The organism is Pseudomonas sp. MS15a(2019), from assembly GCF_013277805.1.
Classification (GTDB): Bacteria; Pseudomonadota; Gammaproteobacteria; order Pseudomonadales; family Pseudomonadaceae; genus Chryseomonas; species Chryseomonas benzopyrenica.
The window spans coordinates 169,110-189,833 of sequence record NZ_VBTN01000008.1 but is presented as its reverse complement, the minus strand read 5'-3'; the positions used below and the strand labels follow the sequence as shown (position 1 = coordinate 189,833).

Here is a 20,724-nt window from a genome sequence, read left to right as displayed (position 1 = left end):
CCTGCTCAAACTTTCCCCGAAACCGCCGATACCCTAGCCACTATCAAGTTGGTTGGGCGCCCCGTCGTGCCTGCCTGCTGGCCACCCTCAAGCCTTTGGAGCGGGCGGATGGAGCGCGCGGACGTCGAACGCTGGAAAAACAAGTACCTGGAGAGCCTCGAGAATCTCGAACGCCTGGAGAGCCGGTGGGAAAACCGCCTGGACCTGGTGCGTCGTGGCCTCGTGCGCAGCAGTCTGGCCGCCGAAGGCAACGACGCGGCGGTGGACGCCTGCCTGGTCGAATTGCGCGACATTCTCCGCCGGGACGACAGCGACGCCGATCTCGCCAAGCTGATTCCGCGCCTGGAGCGCACCGTGCTCGATTCCGAGCAGCGCCGGGAATTGCGTGCGCGGCAGGTAACCGAGGCCTTTGCCGAACTCTGCCGGCTGCTGCAGACCCTGGAGTTGCCGCGTGACCAGCGCAAGGCGCTCAAGGGTTTTGCCAAGCGCGCCCAGGCCGCTGCCGGCCAGCCAAGCGAGCTGCCCGCGCTGCTCGGCGAGTTCAGCCGCCTGCAGCAACAGGCCTTGAGCCAGCTGCACCCCGAGCAGCCCGCCCGTCCCGGCTTCCTGCAGCGCCTGCTGGGAGGACGAGGCGAGCATGCGGAAGAGGCGCCAGCGGCGCTACCGGCGCAGATGCCCGACACCGCTGCGCCTCTCGCCCAGGCCGAGCCGGCGGAAACGTCCGAATTGCCAGCGCTGGCCATTCCGCCAGCCGCTGCCATCGAAATCAGCGGCGATGCTGAGCCTGCGCCGGCCGATCCGGCCTATGCCCTGCCACCGGTGCCCGAGCCCGGCTACAGCGCCATCGCCCCGCATCTGGAAGCCACCCTGCTGCGCCTGCTCGACGACCTGGCGCTGCCCGACAGCCACAAGCCCCAGGCCGAGCACCTGCGCCAGCGCATCCAGGGCAGCCTGAACTGGTACGAACTGGTACCGGTGCTCGACGACCTGTCGGTACTGGTGCTGGCCCTCAACCATTCCGGGCAGAGCGAATTCCAGCTCTATCTGCGCCGCCTCAACGAGCGCCTCGCCGCCTTCCAGACCGGTCTGCAACACGTCCACGACCAGCGTCAGGACGGCCAGACCCAGGAGCGGGCCTTTGGCGAGGCCCTGCGCGGTCAGGTCAACGAACTGCAGAACGAGGTCCAGGAGGCCACCGACCTGGACAGTCTCAAACTGTCCCTCGACAGCCGACTGGAAGGCCTGCTGACCAGCCTGGCCGAGCAGCAGAGCCAGCGCGAGACCCGCGAGCAGGAAGCCAGCGAACGATTCAACGCCCTCACCGAGCGCGTCGCCGGCATGGAGCGCGAGGCCCAGCAGTATCGCGGCCATCTCGAAGAACAGCGACAGAAGGCCCTTTGCGACCCCCTCACCGGGCTGCCCAATCGTGCCGCCTGGAGCGAACGCCTGGAACTGGAGGTGGCCCGCTGGCAACGCCATGGCGGCGACCTGCTGCTGGCGGTGCTCGATGTCGATCTGTTCAAGCGCATCAACGATGGCTACGGTCACCTGGCCGGCGACAAGGTGCTCAAGATCATCGCCAGCGAATTGCAGCGCCGCCTGCGCAAGACCGACTTCATCGCCCGCTTCGGCGGCGAGGAGTTCGTCGTGCTGTTGAGCGCCACGCCGGTCGCCGGCGGGGTGACCTTGATCGAGCAGCTACGCGCCGCCGTCGCCGCCTGCCCCTTCCATTTCAAGGGCGAGCGGGTGGTGATCACCCTGTCCGCTGGTCTTGCCGCCTTTGCGCCGGGCGAGGATGCCGATACCGTATTCGAACGTGCCGACCAGGCGCTCTACCGCGCCAAGCGCGCCGGACGCGATCGCCTGGACGTGGCCTGACCCTTCCGCCGTTCGCGAGGTAATCGTGCGAAATCCCTTCAAGTTCCTCCCCTGGCTGCTCTGCGGCCTGCTCCTGGCCGGCTGCTCCAGCGGTCCGCGCATCAATGACGACTACACCGCCCGCGATCAGGACAGCCGGGTGCAGTACATCGTCCTGCACTACACCGCGGCCGATTCCAAGCAGTCGCTCAAGCTGCTGACCCAGGCCGGCGTCAGCGCCCACTACCTGATCGACACTGACGGCACCATCTACCGCCTGGTGGATGAGAATCGTCGCGCCTGGCATGCCGGCGTCAGCGAATGGGAAGGCCGTACCTGGCTCAATTCCACCTCCATCGGCATCGAGATGGTCAACCTGGGCTTTCGCGACACCCCGGCCGGACGCCAGTGGTATCCCTTCAGCGAAGCCCAGATCCAGGCGCTGATTCCGCTGCTCAAGGACATCGAACAACGCCACGGCCTGGATCGCCGCGCCATCGTCGGACACAGCGACATCGCCCCGGGACGCAAGCAGGATCCGGGTCCGCTGTTTCCCTGGGCGCGCCTGGCCGCGGCGGGGCTGATCAACTGGCCGAATCAGAACGTGGTCGCCCAGCGCCAGGCCAGCCTGGGCGGCGTGCTGCCGCCGCCGGCCTGGTTCCAGGATCAGCTGGCGCGGATCGGTTATGCGGTGCCGCGCACCGGCGTGCTCGATGCGGCCACTCGCGATGTCATCGGCGCCTTCCAGATGAAGTACCGGCCCGGCCGTTTCGACGGCCAGCCGGATCTGCAGACGGCGGCATTGCTGCTCAGCCTGCCCAGCGGTCGCTAGGCCGGCCTAGGCGACCTACAGCCGCACGCTGGCGAAGGTGGATTCGCCCTGGGCCTGACTCAGGGCCGCCAGCGCGGACGAGGCCGGCATCAGCGACAGCTCCTGGGACAGCGGCATCAGGGCGATGGGCTGCTGGATGGTCGGACCCTGGCGCTCGTCGCGCGGCGGGATGCCGAAGTATTCGCGGTAGCACTTGGAGAAGTGCGGGGTGGAGACGAAGCCGCACACCGAGGCCACCTCGATGATCGACAGGGTGGTCTGCTTGAGCAGCTGCCGGGCGCGGATCAACCGCAGCTTGAGGTAGTAGCGCGACGGCGAGCAGTGCAGGTACTTCTGGAACAGGCGCTCCAGCTGGCGACGGGACACATCCACATAGACCGCCAGCTCGTCGAGGTCGATGGGCTCTTCGAGATTGGCCTCCATCAGCGCCACGATCTCCTGCAGCTTGGGCTGGTTGGTACCCAGCATGTGCTTGAGAGGCACGCGCTGGTGATCCTGCTCGTTGCGGATGCGCTCGTAGATGAACATCTCCGAGATCGCCGCCGACAGCTCGCGACCATGCTCGCGACCGATCAGGTGCAGCATCATATCCATCGGCGCGGTACCGCCCGAGGCGGTGCAGCGGTTGCGGTCGATGGTGAACAGACGGGTGCTGAGCACCACGCGCGGATAGGCTTCCTGCAATGCCGCTAGAGTTTCCCAGTGCACGCTGCAGTCGTAGCCGTCGAGCAGACCGGCACGGGCCAGGGCCCAGCTGCCGGTACAGACCGCGCCCAGCTTGCGGCCCTGGCGCGCCTGGCTCTGCAGCCAGGTGCAATGCTCGCGCGACACGCTGCGCTGGATGCCCACGCCGCCGCAGACGATCACCATGTCCATTGCCGGGGCGGCGCTGACGGCACTGTCCGGAGTGATCTGCAAGCCGTCGCTCGCCCGCACCGGACGGCCGTCCAGACTCAGGGTGCACCAGCGATAGAGTTCGCGTCCCGACAGCTGGTTGGCCATGCGCAGCGGCTCCACCACCGACGCCAGGGAGATAAGTGTGAAGTTGTCCAGGAGCAGAAAGCCGATGGACTGGATCGCACGGGCCTGTGACGAGGTGGGAATGGGCGACATGGTTTGAATCTCCTTCACGCAGGCTGGGGCCCTTTGCTGGGCTCTAATGAGGTGCGGCGGACAACGTTGGGCGAAAGATGTGTCGCGGACGCATAAGTCATGTCGCAATTCCCATGCCGAAAATGGGTGAACCCCGCTGCAGGCAGGCTGTCTGGGGCGAATAATCCATTAAGCAGCGGTCAATGGCGTTGATTAGATAGGGTTTTTAATTGCGACCTTTCAGGTCTGAGACCGACCTCTGGGAGATAGCACTTCGCCAGAGGTATCCCATCGGTAACACCAGGACGTAACCGATGCGCGCCAAAATGTGGCATGGCGACTCAGTTGGCACGGTTGTAGTTCAGGCCAGCGACCGTTGGTCGCCCTTCTGGCCACTTGTGGCGAAAAGCCATCAAGACCGGGACCAGACGGACCGGTACGTGCAGTGGCCAGGGCCCTTCCCTTCGCGATTCCCTGGAGTTCAGGATGAAAATCTCCCAAGCGCTGTGGTTGTCCGGTCTGTTGCTGAGCTCGACCGTGCAGGCGGGCGAGGCCGAAAGTTGCCAGCAGGTGCGCCTGGCCGATGTCGGCTGGTCGGATCTCAATATCACCAACGCCATGACCCGCTATCTGCTCAGCGCCCTCGGTTACGAGACCGAGGTGCTGCGCCTGTCCCTGCCGCAGACCTACGACGCCCTGGCCGCAGGCGAGGCCGATGTCTTCCTCGGCAACTGGATGCCGGCGCAGGCCAAGCTCAGCCAGCCCATGGTCGACGCAGGAGCGGTCGAACGCCTGCACGCCAATCTGGAGGGCGCTCGCTACACCCTGGCGGTGCCCCAGTATGTCTACGAGGCTGGGGTCAAGAACTTCGCCGACATCGCCCGCTTCGCCGAGCGTTTCGACCGCACTATCTACGGCATCGAGCCCGGCAACGACGGCAATGCCCTGGTCAAGAAGATGATCGCCAGCAACGCCTTCGGCCTGGGCGACTTCAGGCTCGACGAATCCAGCGAGCAGGGCATGCTGACCCAGGTGCGGATGAAGGAGCTGCTGGACCGCCAGTGGATCGTCTTTCTCGGCTGGGAACCGCATCCGATGAACGTCCGGCACAAGCTGGCCTACCTGGACGGCGGCGACGACTACTTCGGACCCAATCAGGGTGGGGCGACGGTCTACACGGTGGTGCGCAAGGGCTATGCCCAGCAGTGCCCCAACGTGGCCCGGCTGCTGGGCAACCTGGAGTTTTCCCTGGACATGGAGAACCAGCTGATGGATCGGGTGCTCAACGAAAAGGACAATCCGCGCCGCGCCGTGCGCAACTGGCTCAAGCGCAATCCCGAACGCCTCGACGCCTGGCTCAAGGGCGTCGCCACCCGCGGCGGTGCGCCGGGCAACGTCGCGGTGAAGGCCAGCCTGGCCAACTGAATCACGGGCCTGTGCGATGGCTATCAACCCCTCTGGGCAGCGGCTCGCCGCAAGGGGCATGTGCGCTCGCGCCGCCGCCTCGCGCGGCCACGCCGCCCTGGGCGCGGACCTGTCCCGGGGCTCGTGCTGGATACGACATTTCCGCTTCTGGTTGCGACGCCGCGTACACTGGTAGCGACGCAGGCGGTAGGCGAGCCTGGGGGGATGGGTTACAGATAAATACACGTGGGGCGCACCGAAAGGTACCCCGCCAAACGCAAGGAGATGTGTCCATGAAAGGTTGTTCCCGTTGGCTCTTGAGTGCCGCTCTGCTGGCGCCACTCGCTGTTCAGGCAGCCGAACCGGCTTCCTGTGCCAAGGTGCGCTTTGCTGACGTCGGCTGGACCGACATCACCGTGACCACGGCCGTGACCAGCGAGGTGCTGCACGCCCTCGGCTACCAGACCACGACCAACATGATCTCCGTACCGGTCACCTACAAATCCTTGCAGAACAAGGACATCGACGTCTTCCTCGGCAACTGGATGCCGAGCATGGCGGCTGACATCAAGCCCTATGCCGACAACGGCAGCGTCGAGACCGTGCGCGCCAACCTGGAAGGTGCCAAGTACACCCTGGCGGTCCCCCAGTATGTCTATGACGCCGGGGTCAAGAGCTTCGCCGACATCGCCAAGAACGCCGACAAGTTCGACGGCAAGATCTACGGCATCGAGCCGGGCAACGATGGCAATCGCCTGATCCAGGGCATGATCGACAAGAACACTTTCGACCTGGGCAAGTTCAAGCTGGTGGAGTCCAGCGAGGCCGGGATGCTGTCGCAGATCCAGCGCGCCGAGCGGCGCCAGCAGTGGGTGGTCTTCCTCGGCTGGGAACCCCACCCGATGAACACTCGCTTCAAGATGGCCTATCTCCAGGGCGGCGACGACGTCTTCGGCCCCAACTACGGCGGCGCCACCATCTACACCAACGTGCGCAAGGGCTACGTCCAGGAATGCCCCAACGTGGGCAAGCTGCTGACCAACCTGTCCTTTACCCTGGACATGGAAAACCAGCTGATGGACAAGGTGCTCAACGAAAAACAAGCCGCGAGCGCCGCCGCCAAGGCCTGGCTCAAGGCGCATCCGCAGGTGCTCGACCAGTGGCTGGCCGGCGTGACCACCCGCGATGGCAAGCCTGCGCTGGAGGCGGCGAAGACCGCCCTGGCCCCCTGATCGAACACTAACATTCGACTGTCCCGCGCCAGTTCGGGCGGGTACTGCCACAGCCGAAGCACGAATCAGCGGTTATCGTGCTTCGACCTGTCCACTCCTACCTGACGGGCACCGTTATGTTAATCACCGACCACAAGCTCCCTCTCGGCCAGCAGATCGCCGATTTCATCGACTGGCTGACGCTGCATGGCGCCAGCGTCTTCGACAAGATCTCCGATGTGCTGTCCGGCCTCATCCACGGCCTCACCGCCGGACTGATGTGGTTCCACCCGCTGGCCTTCATTGCCCTGGTCGCGGTAGGGATCTATCTGCTGCAACGCAGCATCGGCCTGGTGATCTTCGCCCTCATCTCCCTGCTGCTGATCCTCAACCTGGGGTACTGGCAGGAAACCATGGAAACCCTGGCCCAGGTGGTCTTCGCCACCCTGGTCTGCATCGCCGTCGGCGTGCCGCTGGGCATCATCGCCGCGCACAAACCCTGGTTCTACACCGGCCTGCGCCCGGTCCTGGACCTGATGCAGACAGTCCCCACCTTCGTCTATCTGATTCCGACCCTGACTCTGTTCGGCCTGGGCGTAGTGCCCGGGCTGATCTCCACGGTGGTATTCGCCGTGGCCGCGCCGATCCGCCTGACCTGCCTCGGCATCCAGGACGTTCCCGCCGAGCTGATGGACGCCGGTAAGGCCTTCGGCTGCTCGCGCTGGCAGCTGCTGACCCGCATCGAGTTGCCCCACGCCATGCCCAGCATCGGCGCCGGTATCACCCAGTGCATCATGTTGTCGCTGTCCATGGTGGTGATCGCCGCCCTGGTGGGCGCCGATGGCCTCGGCAAGCCGGTGGTGAACGCCCTCAACACCGCGGACATCGCCCTGGGCTTCGAAGCCGGCCTGTCCATCGTCCTGATCGCCATCCTGCTCGACCGGGTGTGCAAGCAACCCGCCCCACGCGAGGTTAAATAAGTCATGACCGCCATTCGTTTCGAACACGTCGACGTCATCTTCGGCAAGCAGAACAAGCGCGCCCTGGAGCTGCTCGACCAGGGCAAGGGTCGCAGCGAGATCCTCCAGGAGACCGGCCAGGTACTGGGCGTCGAGGACGCCTGCCTGGAGGTCCAGAAGGGCGAGATCTGCGTGCTGATGGGCCTGTCCGGCTCGGGCAAGTCCAGCCTGCTGCGCTGCATCAACGGCCTCAACACCGTGAGCCGCGGCAAGCTGCTGATCGAGCACCAGGGCGCCGAGGTGGACATCGCCAACTGCTCGCCCGCCGTACTCAAGGACATGCGCACCACCCGCATCGCCATGGTGTTCCAGAAGTTCGCCCTGATGCCCTGGCTGACCGTGGCCGAGAACGTCGGCTTCGGCCTGGAGATGCAGGGTCGCTCGGCCGCCGAGCGCAAGAAGCTGGTCGACGAGAAGCTGGAGCTGGTGGGCCTGACCCAGTGGCGCAACAAGAAGCCCGACTCCCTCTCCGGCGGCATGCAGCAGCGCGTCGGCCTGGCCCGCGCCCTGGCCATGGACGCCGACATCCTGCTGATGGACGAGCCCTTCTCCGCCCTCGACCCGCTGATCCGCCAGCAACTGCAGGACGAATTGCTGCAGCTGCAGGCCAAGGTCAACAAGACCATCGTCTTCGTCAGCCATGACCTCGACGAAGCCCTCAAGATCGGCACCAACATCGCCATCATGAAGGACGGCCGCATCATCCAGCACGGCCGCCCCGAAGACATCGTGCTCAATCCGGCGGACGAATACGTGCGCACCTTCGTCGCCCACACCAATCCGCTCAACGTGCTCAGCGGCTATAGCCTGATGCGTGGCCTGGACAAGTGCGGTCGTGAAGGCAACGAGATCTGCCTGGAGCGCAGCCACGACATCTGGCTGGCCCTGGAAAACCAGACGGTCAAGGCCCTGCGCCGTGGCGGCGAGAGCCTGGCCCTGCAACGCTGGACCCCGGGCATGCCGGTCACCAGCCTGCAACGCCAACCGACCCTGGCACCGGCCGACATCCGCATGCGCGATGCCCTGGAGATCCGCTACCACACCGGGCACAAGCTGGTGCTGGAGACCGAAGGCCGCGCCGTGGGCATCCTCGGTGACAAGGAGCTCTACCACGCCCTGCTGGGCAAGAATCTGGAAAAGGCCGGCGAAGACGTCGCCCCGCCTGCGGTCCGCTCGACCCTGTCCCAGGCCGGCTGACCGCCTGCCCCGCCACCCGCCTCTCCCCTACGGAGGCGGGTGCGCACCGCCCTCCTGCTCCACCGCCGGCAGCACCATCCACGGCGCGCTTACCCGACACCTCTGCTCATCCCGAGCTACACCTCCATCCCTGGCCGTCGCCCAGCCTGACCCTGTTCGCCTAGCACGGCCAAAGGACGCACGCACGTCTCCGGGCAGCGCCTGATGGGTACCGCCGAGCTGATAGAAAAATGATCGAGGTGGCGCAGGACAGGCAGGCTGCGAACGCCTTGGCGATCTCGCAGCCTGCCGGGATGGGTAGCGAGAAGGGTTAGAGCACCACCGTCCGCCCGGCGTTGAGGAAGACGCGACGTTCCAGGTGATAGCCCACCGCCCGGGCCAGGGTCAGGCACTCGATGTCACGGCCGCGGGCCACCAGGTCTTCGGCATAGTGGGCGTGGTCCACGGACTCGACGCCCTGGGCGATGATGGGGCCCTCATCGAGGTCGTTGTTGATGTAGTGCGCGGTGGCGCCTACCAGCTTGACGCCCTTGGCATAGGCCTGGTGATAGGGCCGCGCCCCTTTGAAGCCGGGCAGCAGGGAGTGGTGGATGTTGATCGCCCAGCCGTCGAGGCGACGGCAGAGTTCCGGCGACAGCACCTGCATGTAGCGGGCGAGGACCACCAACTCGGCGCCAGTCTCCTGCAGCACCTGCCAGACCCGAGCTTCCTGGGCCGGCTTGTCCTGAGGGTCCAGGGGGAAATGGTGATAGGGAATGCCGTGCCAGGCCGCCAGGGGCTCCAGGTCCGGGTGGTTGGAGATCACCGCCACCACGTCCATGGGCAATTGGCCGATGCGCTGGCGATAGAGCAGGTCGTTGAGGCAGTGGTCGGCCTTGGAGACCATGATGGCGACCTTGGCTCTATAGCCTGGCGGGGTCAGCTCGAAGGTCATGTCGAAGGGGGTGAAGCGCAGGTCGAGGCCAACGCGGAACAGACCTTCGTTGAAATCGCCGGGCACCTGGAATTCCACCCGGATGAAGAAGCGCTGGGCCTCGCGATCATCGAAGCTGTGGTGCTGGGTGACATAGCAGCCCTGCTCGAAGAGATAGCGCGTGACCACGTCCACGGTGCCGAGGCGACTCGGGCTCTGGGCGGTGAGAATCCAGGTATCGGGCGTGCGGCTCATGTTGAATTCCTTTGCATAGAGATGAAGCCAAAACCATAAAACCCGACCTGCGCGTCACGCAGGTCGGGTTCGCTAGAACGGGACTGAACGTAGGCCGTGATCAGGCCTCGATGCGCAGTCCGTACTCGGCGCTCGCGTCCTGCAGCCACAGCCAGACGTAGTCGGCGAAGCTGCGGCGCACCACCAGCTCCCAGGTGTCTTCCGCCGTGTGGCGGATGATCAGCTGGGACTTGGCGAACACCGTACCCACGGCCTTGCCCACCGGGAAGTTGCTCGGGTGGACGTCGTAGGAGGTGGACTTCATCAGCACTTCACGCACCTTGGGGCCCTTAAGTTCGACCAGCGTCTGGCCACCGCCGACATTGACGATGGCGACATGGCGCTCGCCCAGCGCCTGGCGCAGGGCCTGCTCGGTGGCGAACTCGCTGCCACCGGGCACCACCAGCAGCCACTCGTCCGGGCCGAGCCACTGCAGCGAGCTCTCGCCTTTCTGGGTGATCGCCAGCGGACCGGGCACTTCCAGACCGACCACGCTCTGCACGGCGCCGGTGAAGCCTTCGTCATGGGCGTCGCCACGCAGCACCAGGTGCCCCAGCAGGGCCCGCTCGCGCAGGGTCACCCCGGCGGTGGCCGGGCCGCGGCCCGCGAGCTTGCTCAGCTCGGCGTGGAACAGCGGGGATTCGGCGCGCGCCTTGGCGGAGTATTGGTCGTAGACATTGATGTTGTTCATGGGGCGCTATCCTCGTTAGGCGACGTTCTGCCGCTCACCCTTGGGGTCGTAGAACACCGGCGAGACGATCTCGGCAGCGATGTAGCGGCCATCGGCCAGCGGGGCGTAGACGGTCTGGCCCATGCGGCCCAGCCCACCCTTGACCATCGCCATGGCGAAGCCGTAGCCCAGGGTCGCGCTGTGGTAGCTGGAGGTCACGTGACCGACCATGTCCATGGGGATCGGCTGGTTGCGCTCGAACACCAGTTGCGCGCCTTCCGGCAGGACGTCGCGGGCATCCAGAGGCTTGAGGCCGACCAGTTGCTTGCGATTCTCGCGGACGCAATCCACGCGATGCATGCCGCGCTTGCCGATGAAGGAGAAGCTCTTGTTCAGGCTCACCGCCCAGCCCATGCCCAGGTCCTGGGGCGTGACCGAACCATCGGTGTCCTGACCGATGATGATGAAGCCCTTCTCCGCTCGCAGTACGTGCATGGTCTCGGTGCCATAGGGGGTCAGGTCGAACTCCTTGCCCGCGGCGACCACCTGCTCCAGCACGCCCATGGCGTAGTTGGCCGGCACGTTGATCTCGTAGGAGAGCTCGCCGGTGAAGGAGATGCGGAACACCCGCGCTGGCACCCCGCCCACCTGGCCTTCCTTCCAGGCCATGAAGGGGAAGGCGGCGTTGTCCAGATCGATGTCGGTCAGCTTGGCCAGCAGCTTGCGGCTGTTGGGACCGGACAGGGTCAGGGTCGCCCAGTGATCGGTGACCGAGGTGAAGTACACCTCCAGCTCCGGCCATTCGGTCTGATGGTAGAGCTCCAGCCATTCGAAGACGCGCGCCGCGCCGCCGGTGGTGGTGGTCATCAGGAAGTGGTTGTCGGCGAGACAGGCGGTGACGCCGTCGTCGAAGACCATGCCGTCTTCCTTGCACATCAGGCCGTAACGGGCCTTGCCGATGTCCAGCTTGGTCCAGGCGTTGGTGTAGACGCGATTGAGGAACTCGCGCGCATCCTTGCCCTGGATGTCGATCTTGCCCAGGGTGGAGGCGTCGAGCAGGCCGACGCTACGGCGCACGGCCAGGCACTCGCGGTTGACCGCGGCATGCAGGTCCTCGCCCGCCTTGGGGAAGTACCAGGGGCGCTTCCACTGGCCGACGTCCTCGAACAGGGCGCCCTGCTTGAGGTGCCAGGCGTGCAGCGCGGTGTAGCGCTTGGGCTCGAACAGGTGGCCGCAGTGCCGTCCGGCGATGGCGCCGAAGGTGATGGGCGTGTAGTTCGGGCGGAACATGGTGGTGCCGACTTCCGGGATGGCCTTGCTCTGCACGCGGGCAGCGATGGCCAGGCCGTTGATGTTGCCCAGCTTGCCCTGGTCGGTGCCGAAGCCCATGGCGGTGTAGCGCTTGACGTGCTCGATGGACTCGAAGCCCTCGCGGCAGGCCAGCTCGATGCCGGCGGCGGTCACATCGTTCTGTAGGTCGACGAATTGCTTGGGCGCTCGCGACGACGGCTTGTCGTGGGGCACCTGGAACAGCGCCAGACTCGGCTCTTCCTGGCGGAATTCGGCCTGGGGCAGTTCACCGCTGACCACCTTGGCACCGGCTTCGGCCGCCGCGGTGGCGCCGGCTTCGAAACCATCGGCGAGGACGTCGCCCAGGGCGAAGACCCCGTTCACGCCACCGGCGCAGACCCGCTTCTGCGGCGCCGGACCGGGCACGAAGGCCTGGATGTCCTCACGCCACTGCGGACGACCGCCCAGGTGCGAAGCCAGGTGGACCACCGGGCTGTAGCCGCCGGAGGTGGCGATGAGGTCGCAGTCGAGCCACTCGCCGCCACCCAGGGTGCGGAAGGCGGTCAGGTCGATGGTGGCGATCTTGGCGCCGGTCACGCGGGTGTTGCCACGGGCTTCGCTCACGGCGGTCCCGCCCATGACCCGCACGCCACGCTTGCGCACTTCCTCGACCCAGGCACCGCGCGGATTGGGCCGCGCATCGGCCACGGCCACCACCTGGCGACCGGCTTCGAGCCAGTCCAGCGCCACGCGGTAGGCGTAATCGTTGTTGGTGGACAGTACCAGCCGCTGGCCCGGGGCCACGGCATAGCGGCGGATGTAGGTGGAAACGGCGCCGGCCACCATGTTGCCCGGCAGGTCGTTGTTGCCGTACACCAGCGGCCGCTCGTGGGCGCCGGTGGCCAGTACCACGCGGGTGGCGCGGACACGGTGCAGGCGCTGACGCACCTGGCCATGGGGCGCGCGATCACCCAGGTGATCGGTCAGCCGCTCGTGAATGGTGAGGAAGTTGTGGTCGTGGTAGCCGTTGACCGTGGCGCGCGGCAGCAGGACCACGTTGTCCAGGCCCTGCAGCTCGGCGACCGCCTTGGCCGCCCAGTCGGCGGCCGGGGCGCCGTCGAGACGCTCGCGGCTGTCCAGCAGGCTGCCACCGAATTCTTCCTGTTCGTCGGCCAGGATCACCCGGGCACCGCTGCGACCGGCGGCCAGGGCCGCCGCCAGACCGGCAGCGCCACCGCCCACCACCAGCACGTCGCAGTGCTGGTTGAAGTTGTCATAGGTGTCGGGATCGACCTGGGTCGGCGCACGCCCGAGGCCAGCGGCCTTGCGGATGTACTTCTCGTAGGTCATCCACAGATTCTGCGGATACATGAAGGTCTTGTAGTAGAACCCGGGCGGCATCATCTTGCCGCCGACCTTGCCGAGAATGCCCATGAGGTCGTTGTTGACGCTCGGCCAGCCATTGGTGCTGGCGGCGACCAGGCCCGGATACAGCGCCTGCTGGGTGGCCCGCACGTTGGGCACCTGGGTGGCCTCGGTGGCGCCGATCTGCATGATGGCGTTGGGCTCTTCGGCACCGGCGGCGACGATGCCGCGGGGGCGGGAGTACTTGAAGCTGCGCCCGATCACGTCCACGCCGTTGGCCAGCAGCGCCGAGGCCAGGGTGTCACCCTTGAAGCCCTGGTAGGTCTGACCGTTGAAGGTGAAGGTGATGGCCTGGCTGCGGTCCAGGCGACCGCCCTGGGTGAGTCGATGGACCTGGCTCATGTGCGCTCTCCTCGCTCGGCGGTGAAGCGGGGCTGCTCGCCGATCGGATAGGTTTCGAGAATTTCGTAGGTCTCGGTGTTACGGGTCGCGTTGAAGTACTGGCGGCAACCCGACGCGTGGACCCACAGCTCGTGACGCAGACCGCGCGGGTTGTCGCGGAAGAACATGTAATCGCCCCACTCCGCGTCGCTGCAGGCCTCGGGATCCAGCGGACGCGGGATGTGCGCCTCGCCAGCGGCGTGGAATTCTTCTTCGGAGCGCAATTCCCCGCAGTGGGGGCAGTGGATGTACAACATGCTCGGGCTCCTTAGTGGGCGACGGCCGCTGCGCCGTGTTCGTCGATCAGCGCGCCGGTGTGGAAACGGTCGATGGAGAAGGGCTTGGCCAGCGGATGCATCTCGCCGGAGGCCAGGGACGCCGCGAAGACGTTGCCCGAGCCGGGTGTAGCCTTGAAGCCGCCGGTACCCCAACCGCAGTTGAAGAACAGGTTCTCCACCGGGGTCTTGGAAATGATCGGGCAGGCGTCGGGCGAGGTGTCGACGATGCCGCCCCACTGGCGGTTCATGCGTACCCGCGAGAGGATCGGGAACATCTCGACGATGGCCTGCAGGGTGTGCTCGATCACCGGGTAGGAGCCGCGTTGGCCGTAGCCGACCCAGCTGTCGATACCGGCGCCGATCACCAGGTCGCCCTTGTCGGACTGGCTGATGTAGCCGTGCACCGCGTTGGACATGATGACGCTGTCGATGATGGGCTTGATCGGTTCGGAGACCAGCGCCTGCAGCGGGTGGGATTCCAGCGGCAGGCGGAAGCCCGCGAGCTTGGCCATGTGCCCGGAGTTACCCGCGGTGACCACGCCGACGCGCCGGGCGCCGATGAAACCGCGATTGGTTTCCACGCCGATCACCTTGCCGTCCTGCTTGCGGAAGCCGGTGACCTCGGTCTGCTGGATCAGGTCGACGCCCAGGGCGTCGGCAGCGCGGGCGAAGCCCCAGGCCACGGCGTCGTGACGGGCCACACCACCGCGACGCTGCACGGTGGCGCCGAAGATCGGATAGCGGGTGTTCTTGCTGCAATCCAGGTAGGGAATCTCCTCAGCCACCTGGCGGGTGTCGAGCAGCTCGCCGTCCACGCCGTTGAGGCGGTTGGCGCTGACCCGGCGCTCGGAATCGCGCATGTCCTGCAGGGTATGGCAGAGGTTGTAGACGCCGCGCTGGGAGAACATGACGTTGTAATTCAGGTCCTGGGACAGGCCTTCCCACAGCTTCATGGCGTGCTCATAGAGGTGCGCCGACTCGTCCCACAGGTAGTTGGAGCGGACGATGGTGGTGTTGCGTGCGGTGTTGCCGCCGCCCAGCCAGCCTTTCTCGATCACCGCGACGTTCTTCACGCCGAATTGCTTGGCGAGGTAATAGGCGGTAGCCAGACCGTGACCGCCACCGCCGACGATGACCACGTCGTAGACCGGCTTGGGCGTCGGGGTACGCCACATCCGCTGCCAGTTCTCGTGATGGCTCAGGGAGTGCTTGAAGAGGCCGAAGCCGGAATAGCGTTGCATCTGGAGACTCCTGCAGACGACGCCCCTTTCCGCGAGGAGAAAAGGGGTTGGATAAGGGTTGCGTCAGGCGCGCGGCGACTAGCGGTAAACCGGGTAGTCGCGGCACAGCGCGGCCACCTGGCGCGCCACCTGGGCTTCCACATCGGCATCGCCGAGGTGGTCGAGGATGTCGCAGATCCAGCCGGCGACGCGCTCGCTTTCGCTGACGCCCAGGCCACGGGTGGTCAGGGCCGGGGTACCGATGCGCAGACCCGAGGTCACGAAGGGCGACTGGGGATCGTTGGGCACGGCGTTCTTGTTCACGGTGATGCAGGCGCGACCCAGGGCGGCGTCCGCATCCTTGCCGGTGATGCCCTGCTTGATCAGGCTGACCAGGAACAGGTGGTTGTCGGTGCCACCGGAGACCACGTCGAAGCCGCGGGCCTTGAACACGCCGGCCATGGCCTGGGCGTTCTTGATCACCTGCTGCTGGTAGGTCTTGAAGCCCGGCTCCAGGGCTTCCTTGAAGCACACCGCCTTGCCAGCGATGACGTGCATCAGCGGGCCACCCTGGGCACCCGGGAACACCGCGGCGTTGAGTTTCTTCTCGATGTCGGCGTTGGCCTTGCACAGGATCAGGCCGCCACGGGGGCCACGCAGGGTCTTGTGGGTGGTGGTGGTCACCACGTCGGCGAAGGGCACCGGGTTCGGATAGACACCGGCAGCGACCAGACCGGCCACGTGGGCCATGTCGACGAACAGCAGGGCGCCCACGCTGTCGGCGATGTCGCGGAAGCGCTGGAAGTCCAGGGTCTTGGAATAGGCGGAGAAGCCCGCCACGATCATCTTGGGCTTGTGCTCTTCGGCCAGACGCTGGATCTCGTCATAGTCGATCAGCCCGGTGTCGGTGTTGATGCCGTACTGCACCGCGTTGTAGAGCTTGCCGGAGGAGCTGACCTTGGCGCCGTGGGTCAGGTGACCGCCGTGGGCCAGGCTCATGCCGAGGATGGTGTCGCCGGGCTGCAGCAGCGCCAGGTAGACGGCCGAGTTGGCCTGGGAGCCGGAGTGCGGCTGGACGTTGGCATAGTCGGCGCCGAACAGCTGCTTGGCGCGCTCGATGGCCAGCTGCTCGACCTTGTCGACGTGCTCGCAGCCACCGTAGTAGCGCTTGCCCGGATAGCCTTCGGCGTACTTGTTGGTCAGCACGCTGCCCTGGGCTTCCATGACGCGCTGGCTGGTGTAGTTTTCGGACGCGATCAGTTCCAGGTGATGCTCCTGGCGCCGCGCTTCCTCGCCCATGGCGGCGAACAACGCATCATCGTAGCCCTGGATTTGGTCCTGCTTGCTGAACATCGCGGCGCTCCTAAAGTCTGTGGCGGTGAAAACCACCCCCTTGGCCGCGATGGTAGGCCCGGCCCCAACCCCCAAGATGCCTGTTTACGCCCCGGGCCGGCGCGTTTGCGACAGCCACTCAACAGGTGGGTTCTGCCGTTCGCCGGATCCCGTCAAGTCGCTCTGATCCGCGCCGATAAGTAGACGTATCACCTCTACCGGCCAGCGAGCTCCGCCATGTTCAACGCCCACTACAAGAAGACCATCGCCCGATTGGAAGCCGAGCTGCACGCCAACCAGGGCCTGACCCTGGCACTGGAGCGTTCCATGGCGGTGATCGAGTTCGATCTCGACGGCACCATCCTGCGCGCCAACGACAACTTTCTCCGGCTGACCGGCTATCGCGCCGACGCCCTGGTCGGCCAGCAGCACCGCCGACTCTGCCCGGCCGCCGTGGTCCAGGGTCGCGACTATGGCGATTTCTGGGCGCGCCTGAAACGCGGTGACTTCGTCTCCGGCACCTTCCAGCGCCTGGACGCCCAGGGCCGTACCCTCTGGCTGGAAGCCAGCTACAACCCGGTACCCGACAGCAGCGGCAAGATCGCCAAGGTGGTGAAGTACGCCCTCGACATCACCGCCCAGGTCGAGCGCGACAGCGAAGCCCAAAGCAAGCTCAAGGCGCTGGACCGCGCCCTGGCGCGCATCGAGTTCGACCTGGACGGACGTATCCTGGACGCCAACGACAACTTCCTGGCCACTCTGGGCTACAGCCTGAAGGAGCTCCAGGGCCAGCAGCATCGGCTATTCTGCGAACCGGCTCTGGTCAACAGCAGCGAATACGCCGACTTCTGGCGCCGCCTCAACGCCGGCGAATTCTTTCGCGGCCAGTTCAAGCGCCTGGGCAAGCACGGCCGGGTGATCTGGCTGGAAGCGAGCTACAACCCGGTGTACGACGCCACCGGCCGGCTATACAAGGTGGTCAAGTACGCCAGCGACATCAGCGAGCGGGTGGAAAAGCACGAAAGCGACGGCCGCAGCGCCTCGCGGGCCTATCACATCTCCGCCGAGACCGAGAAGGTCGCCGAGCACGGCACCCGGATCATCCAGGCGGCCGCCGGCGAGATGCGCGAGATCGCCCACAACGTCAGCGCCTCCGCCGAGGTGATCGGACAGCTGGGCCAGCGCTCCGAACAGATCACCGCCATCGTCAACACCATCCGCGGCATCGCCGACCAGACCAACCTGCTGGCGCTCAACGCCGCCATCGAGGCCGCGCGCGCCGGTGACCAGGGCCGTGGCTTCGCCGTGGTCGCCGACGAGGTCCGCCAGCTGGCAGGACGCACCAGTAGCGCCACGGCGGAGATCGCCGAGATGATCGGGCGGATCCTGAGCGAAACCCAGCAGGCGGTCGCCAGCATGGAAAGCACCCAGGGCCGGGCGGCCAAGGGCGTCGAGCTGGCCGATCAGGCCGGTGCGGTGATCGTGCAGATCCGCGATGGCGCCAGCGACGCCGTGGAAGCCGTGAGCATGTTCGCCAGCAAGCTGGACGAATCCGAGGTGATTCCCAAGGGCGCGCGCAACTGGGTGGGGCATTGAGAGCGCGGGCTTGATCGGGATCAAGCGCCTCTGACAGCCAGGGTCTAGCATGAAGGCATACCCCTCTCGTGGAGATGCCCCATGCACAATGTCCTGGTCGCCTACGACGGTTCCCCCAGCGCCGACAACGCCCTGCGCTACATCCTCGACCTGGTGAAGGCCGGGCTGTCGCTGGAGCTGCACCTGCTCAACGTGCAGAACGAGCCGGAGATCTACGGCGCGCCCTTCGACGACCGCATCCTGCGCGAATGGCGCGGCAGCCTGCAGGACAAGGCCGAAGACATCCTGGTGCGGGCGCGCCCGGCCCTGCTCGAAGCCGGTATCGAGGCCCAGACCCATGTCGGTTTCGGCAGCATCGCCGAGACCATCGGCGAGACGGCCCGGCGCCTGGAGGTGGACACCGTGGTCATGGGCACCCGCGGCCTGGGGTCGCTCAGTGGCCTGCTGCTCGGCTCGGTGGCCCATCGCGTGGTGCACCAGGTGCCCTTGCCGGTGATCCTGGTGAAATAGCCGCCCAACAAAAAACCAGCCACTGGGCTGGTTTTTTCGTTTCCGGGCACCGCGTGGATCAGATGCTCAGGGTCCAGTCGTAGTCGACGATCAGCGGCGCGTGCTCGGAAAAGCGCGGTTGCCGCGGCAGGCGCGCCGAGCGCACGAAGCGGCGCAGACCCGGGGTGAGGATGTTGTAGTCGAAGCGCCAGCCCAGGTTCAGGTGCTCGGCCTGGTCGCTGTCCGGCCACCAGCTGAACTGGTCACCTTCGCGACTCACTTCGCGCAGGGCATCCACATAGCCCATGTTGCCGATCACCTCGTCCATCCAGGCCCGCTCGGGGGCCAGGAAGCCCGGGATCTGCTGGCAATCGCGCCAGTTCTTCACGTCCTGCTTCTGGTGCGCCACATACAGCGAGCCACAATAGATGTACTCGCGACGCTTGCGGCGCTGCTTGTTCAGGTAGTGGGTGAAGTCGTCCATGAACTTGAATTTCATGTTCAGGTCTTCGTCGCCGCGCTTGCCCGAGGGCAGCAGCAGGCTGGCGATGCTGACCTTGTCGAAGTCCGCCTGCAGATAGCGACCGAAGCGATCGCAGGACTCGAAGCCCAGGCCGCTGATCACCGCCTTCGGCTGGACCCGGGTATAGAGTGCGACCCCGCCCTGGGACGGCACTTCGGCGTCGCAGGCATAGAGGATGTAACCTTCCAGCGCATAGGCCGGATCGTCCATGTCGTAAGAAGAGGCGCGCGTATCCTGCAAGCAGATCACGTCGGCATTCTGCGCCTTGAGCCAGGGCAACAGGCCCCGCTCCACAGCGTCCTGAATACCATTGACGTTCAAGCTGATGATCCGCATAAATGGCCCCCAAAAAATCGTGGATGTATGATACCCGAGCTAAACCGGTTTAGCTAAATACAAGCCGCGCAAGGACTTATATGCAGGCGTATCAGCGTAATTTCATTCGTTTCGCCATCGAGCGCGGAGTTCTGCGCTTTGGTGAATTCACCCTGAAATCGGGTCGTATCAGCCCCTATTTCTTCAACGCCGGCCTGTTCCACAGCGGTGCGGCCCTGGCCCAGCTCGGCCGTTGCTATGCCGATGCGCTGGTGCAGGCCAACCTGCCCTTCGACGTGCTCTTCGGCCCGGCCTACAAGGGCATCCCCCTGGCCGCGGCCACGGCGGTGGCCCTGGTCGAGCACCACGGCCGCGACGTGCCCTGGTGCTTCAACCGCAAGGAAGCCAAGGACCACGGCGAGGGCGGCCTGCTGGTGGGCGCGCCCCTGACCGGTCGGGCGCTGATCATCGATGACGTCATCACCGCGGGCACCGCCATCCGCGAGGTCATGCAGATCATCGACGGCCAGGGCGCCAGCGCGGCCGGGGTGCTCATCGCCCTGAATCGCCAGGAGCGTGGCCGCGGCGAGTTGTCGGCCATCCAGGAAGTCGAGCGCGACTACGGCATCCCGGTGCTCAGCATCGTCGCCCTGGACCAGGTGCTCGAATACCTGGCCGAGGACGCCGAGCTCAAGCGTCACCTGCCCGCCGTCCAGGACTATCGCGCTCAATACGGTATCTAGTCGTCAGCCCAGGAGAGACGGTCATGGTCGTACGTCGCGCCGCTGCCAGTCTGTTGCTCATCGCCCTGCCGCTGGCCGGCCAGGCGGCCGAGCTGTATCGCTATCTGGACCGCAACGGCACCCTGGTCATCGACCGCCAAGGCGTGCCGCCGGAATACGCCGGCAAGGGCTACGACGTGCTCAACGAGCAGGGCCGGGTGATCCGCAAGGTCGCCCCGGCACTGCCCGCCGCCGAACTCGACCGCCGTGAACGCGAGCGCCAGCAGGCCCTGGTCGATGGCCAGCTGCGCAGGCTCTACAGCAATGTCGAGGACGTCGACCGCGCCAAGGCGCGCAAGCTGGCCGAGCTGGACGGCCTGCTGCAGATCAAGAAGGCCAACCTGGAAGCCACGCGCCAGTTGCAGAGCCAACTGATGGAGCAGGCGGCGGTACAGCAGCGCAATGGCCAGGCGCTCCCGGCCGATCTGCAGGCCCGCCTCGACGCCGCGGCGGCCGATCAGGTGCGTCTGCAGGCCGATCTGCAGCGCTTCGACGAGCTGCGCAGCAGCACCAGCGCTGCCTTCGACGCCGACCGTGCGCGCATGCAGCGACTGGAAGCGGCTCAGGGCGCGAATCGCTAGTCCTGCAGAATCCGCTACCTGGT

18 protein-coding genes are annotated in these 20,724 nt (G+C 66.0%); 10 read left to right on the top strand and 8 right to left on the bottom strand.

Translation table 11 applies throughout. The features are described 5' to 3' along the window. Positions 1-108 precede the first annotated feature (108 nt). Together FEZ61_RS12585 and FEZ61_RS12580 are read left to right on the top strand one after the other, a co-directional pair. Positions 109-1,878 carry a GGDEF domain-containing protein gene (locus tag FEZ61_RS12585; RefSeq protein WP_173148873.1) on the top strand — a complete coding sequence of 590 codons (1,770 nt, stop codon included), beginning with the start codon at positions 109-111 and terminating at the stop codon, positions 1,876-1,878. A 25-nt stretch (positions 1,879-1,903) separates the two neighbouring features. Then, positions 1,904-2,689, top strand: coding sequence for an N-acetylmuramoyl-L-alanine amidase (locus tag FEZ61_RS12580; RefSeq protein WP_017639241.1), 786 nt, complete (start codon positions 1,904-1,906; stop codon positions 2,687-2,689). A gap of 15 nt (positions 2,690-2,704) precedes the next feature. Here FEZ61_RS12580 and FEZ61_RS12575 read toward each other — a convergent pair whose 3' ends face one another. Continuing rightward, positions 2,705-3,802 (bottom strand): GlxA family transcriptional regulator, encoded by a 1,098-nt coding sequence (locus tag FEZ61_RS12575; RefSeq protein WP_017639240.1) that lies wholly within the window; start codon positions 3,800-3,802, stop codon positions 2,705-2,707. Between the two features lie 465 nt (positions 3,803-4,267). Between FEZ61_RS12575 and choX the strand changes: the two genes are divergently transcribed. The 4 genes from choX to choV all read left to right on the top strand — a co-directional run bounded on the left by choX (position 4,268) and on the right by choV (position 8,612). Continuing rightward, positions 4,268-5,206 carry a choline ABC transporter substrate-binding protein gene (gene choX / locus FEZ61_RS12570; RefSeq protein WP_017639239.1) on the top strand — a complete coding sequence of 313 codons (939 nt, stop codon included), beginning with the start codon at positions 4,268-4,270 and terminating at the stop codon, positions 5,204-5,206. A gap of 272 nt (positions 5,207-5,478) precedes the next feature. Then, complete coding sequence (locus FEZ61_RS12565) at positions 5,479-6,417, top strand: choline ABC transporter substrate-binding protein (protein WP_017639238.1); 939 nt, start codon at positions 5,479-5,481, stop codon at positions 6,415-6,417. A 116-nt stretch (positions 6,418-6,533) separates the two neighbouring features. Next, positions 6,534-7,376: a choline ABC transporter permease subunit gene (gene choW / locus FEZ61_RS12560; protein ID WP_017639237.1), complete on the top strand. Its 843-nt coding sequence runs from the start codon at positions 6,534-6,536 to the stop codon at positions 7,374-7,376. A gap of 3 nt (positions 7,377-7,379) precedes the next feature. Beyond that, a complete protein-coding gene (gene choV / locus FEZ61_RS12555) occupies positions 7,380-8,612 on the top strand; it encodes a choline ABC transporter ATP-binding protein (RefSeq protein WP_017639236.1) in 1,233 nt (410 codons plus the stop codon). A gap of 310 nt (positions 8,613-8,922) precedes the next feature. On the opposite strand, the gene purU is transcribed toward choV, so the two are convergent. From purU to glyA, 6 genes are all read right to left on the bottom strand, one after another. Then, complete coding sequence (gene purU, locus FEZ61_RS12550) at positions 8,923-9,780, bottom strand: formyltetrahydrofolate deformylase (RefSeq protein WP_017639235.1); 858 nt, start codon at positions 9,778-9,780, stop codon at positions 8,923-8,925. 100 nt (positions 9,781-9,880) lie between these two features. Beyond that, positions 9,881-10,510: a sarcosine oxidase subunit gamma family protein gene (gene soxG, locus FEZ61_RS12545; protein ID WP_017639234.1), complete on the bottom strand. Its 630-nt coding sequence runs from the start codon at positions 10,508-10,510 to the stop codon at positions 9,881-9,883. A 15-nt stretch (positions 10,511-10,525) separates the two neighbouring features. Beyond that, positions 10,526-13,546, bottom strand: a complete 3,021-nt coding sequence (locus FEZ61_RS12540) for a sarcosine oxidase subunit alpha (RefSeq protein WP_017639233.1) — start codon at positions 13,544-13,546, stop codon at positions 10,526-10,528. Next, positions 13,543-13,842 carry a sarcosine oxidase subunit delta gene (locus FEZ61_RS12535; RefSeq protein ID WP_017639232.1) on the bottom strand — a complete coding sequence of 100 codons (300 nt, stop codon included), beginning with the start codon at positions 13,840-13,842 and terminating at the stop codon, positions 13,543-13,545. The genes FEZ61_RS12540 and FEZ61_RS12535 overlap by 4 nt, the downstream gene beginning before the upstream one ends. 11 nt (positions 13,843-13,853) lie before the next feature. Next, positions 13,854-15,104, bottom strand: a complete 1,251-nt coding sequence (locus FEZ61_RS12530) for a sarcosine oxidase subunit beta family protein (protein WP_017639231.1) — start codon at positions 15,102-15,104, stop codon at positions 13,854-13,856. 78 nt (positions 15,105-15,182) lie between these two features. Further along, positions 15,183-16,436 (bottom strand): serine hydroxymethyltransferase, encoded by a 1,254-nt coding sequence (gene glyA / locus FEZ61_RS12525; protein WP_017639230.1) that lies wholly within the window; start codon positions 16,434-16,436, stop codon positions 15,183-15,185. A 216-nt stretch (positions 16,437-16,652) separates the two neighbouring features. Here glyA and FEZ61_RS12520 point away from each other — a divergent pair, with 216 nt between their 5' ends. Both FEZ61_RS12520 and FEZ61_RS12515 read left to right on the top strand, forming a co-directional pair. Further along, the gene (locus tag FEZ61_RS12520; protein ID WP_173148871.1) at positions 16,653-18,011 is read left to right on the top strand and encodes a PAS domain-containing methyl-accepting chemotaxis protein; all 1,359 of its coding nucleotides are present in this window, start codon (positions 16,653-16,655) and stop codon (positions 18,009-18,011) included. Positions 18,012-18,092: 81 nt separating this feature from the next. Continuing rightward, positions 18,093-18,521 carry a universal stress protein gene (locus FEZ61_RS12515; protein WP_017639228.1) on the top strand — a complete coding sequence of 143 codons (429 nt, stop codon included), beginning with the start codon at positions 18,093-18,095 and terminating at the stop codon, positions 18,519-18,521. 58 nt (positions 18,522-18,579) lie between these two features. Here FEZ61_RS12515 and FEZ61_RS12510 read toward each other — a convergent pair whose 3' ends face one another. After that, the gene (locus FEZ61_RS12510; protein WP_007160046.1) at positions 18,580-19,359 is read right to left on the bottom strand and encodes an exodeoxyribonuclease III; all 780 of its coding nucleotides are present in this window, start codon (positions 19,357-19,359) and stop codon (positions 18,580-18,582) included. Between the two features lie 80 nt (positions 19,360-19,439). Here FEZ61_RS12510 and pyrE point away from each other — a divergent pair, with 80 nt between their 5' ends. After that, on the top strand, positions 19,440-20,081 hold the full coding sequence (gene pyrE / locus FEZ61_RS12505; RefSeq protein ID WP_017639227.1) for an orotate phosphoribosyltransferase: 642 nt from the start codon (positions 19,440-19,442) through the stop codon (positions 20,079-20,081). 23 nt (positions 20,082-20,104) lie between these two features. Further along, entirely contained in the window at positions 20,105-20,701 is a 597-nt protein-coding gene (locus tag FEZ61_RS12500) for a DUF4124 domain-containing protein (RefSeq protein ID WP_068384510.1), read from the top strand. Positions 20,702-20,724: the final 23 nt, after the last annotated feature.